Source organism: Candidatus Magnetaquicoccus inordinatus, assembly GCF_004217665.1.
Lineage (GTDB): Bacteria > Pseudomonadota > Magnetococcia > Magnetococcales > Magnetaquicoccaceae > Magnetaquicoccus > Magnetaquicoccus inordinatus.
Genome location: NZ_RXIU01000416.1, coordinates 1 through 1,545 on the forward strand (window position 1 = coordinate 1; position 1,545 = coordinate 1,545).

The window sequence follows — 1,545 nt, forward strand, 5'->3', positions numbered from 1 at the left end:
CTTACGGCAACCGTGCGCGCTGCGGTCACGCGACTGCACAAATAACACGCTCTTTTCTCGACGGCATCCACACTATCCGTTATTGACTCGACGGCATCCACAACAAGGTATTGGCCCATGTCCTCGCTCCCCTCCAGCACCCTCCTCTTTTTGTTGCTGATTCTTGCCGCACACCTGCTGGAAATGCTGGCTTTGCTGCTGGATCGTCAACAGTTACAAAAGCCTCTCCCTGCCCAACTTGCCGCATGGGTGGAGCAAGAGACATGGCAAAAGAGTCAAACCTATAGCCGTGCCCGACAAACCCTCTCCTTTTGGAGTGCCAATTATCAACTGCTGATTTTGTTGTTCTTCTGGTTTGCGGGCGGCTTTGCCTGGCTGGAACAGACAGTACAGCAATGGAATCAGCCCCCCTGGCTCACCGGAGTGCTCTATATCGCCGTTCTGCTGTTTGGCTCCTATCTGAGCAGCCTCCCCTTTGATCTCTATGCCACCTTTGTCCAGGAGGCCCGCTTTGGTTTTAACCGCACCAGCCTGCCCACCTGGCTGGGCGACCAGCTCAAAATGTTGCTGCTTGCTCTGCTGCTTGGCGGGCCGCTGCTGGCAGCTCTGTTGTTGCTGCTGCACGAGGCCGGTCCGTATGCCTGGATCTATGGTTGGGGGATGATGACCACCTTCAGCCTGCTGTTGCAATGGATCCTGCCGCGCTGGATTCTGCCCCTTTTCAACCGCTTTGAGCCGCTGCCCGCTGGCGAATTGCGGCAGGCGATTCTGGACTATGCTGCGGCTATCCATTTTCCTGTCGGCCAGATCTTTTCCATCGATGGCTCACGCCGCTCCAGCAAAGCCAACGCCTTTGTCACCGGCTTTGGCAAGCATCGGCGTATTGCCCTCTATGACACCTTAATCCAACAGCATACGCTGCCAGAGTTGCTGGCAGTGTTGGCACACGAAGTTGGCCATGCCCGCCATTGGCATCTGCTGAAAATGCTCCTCTTGGGCACCCTGCACACCGGGATTTTGTTTGGCTTGTTGGCCTTGTTGCTGCCCTGGCCGGGGCTGTATCAGGGATTTTTTCTGGAGAGCATGCCGCTGCATGCTGGGCTGCTCTTTTTTGGCCTGGTGATCGGCCCCATTGATCTCTTTGCGGGCATGCTCTTCAAAGCCTTGTCACGCCATTTTGAATATCAGGCCGACCATTTTGCTGTCAGCTCCGCTCCCGAACAGGGTGCATTGATCACTGCCCTGCGTACTCTGGCTAAAGAGAATCTCAGCAACCTGATGCCCCACCCCTTGAGTGTGCTGCTCCATTACAGTCACCCGCCGGTGGGACAGCGCATCGCCGCCATGGAGCGGAGTTTGCAGAAACGCACTGCCTAGAAGCGGCCGGGCAACAAGAGCGCATCAGCCTGGTTTGCAGCAGAGAGCTTGGGTAACTATTCACCCCCCAAAACAACTGCGGGTCCAGGGAGGGCACATCCCTGGCCGGGTCCAGGGATGGAATCCCTGGGATTTTGTTTTTAATCTTTTGCCTTTGGCGCGCCTTTC

Annotated in this window: 1 protein-coding gene; it reads left to right on the forward strand. The window is 56.4% G+C overall.

Annotated features, from left to right (window positions below):
- Positions 1–117: 117 nt before the first annotated feature.
- Positions 118–1,377 carry a M48 family metallopeptidase gene (locus EJP87_RS16160; RefSeq protein WP_130472877.1) on the forward strand — a complete coding sequence of 420 codons (1,260 nt, stop codon included), beginning with the start codon at positions 118–120 and terminating at the stop codon, positions 1,375–1,377.
- Positions 1,378–1,545: the final 168 nt, after the last annotated feature.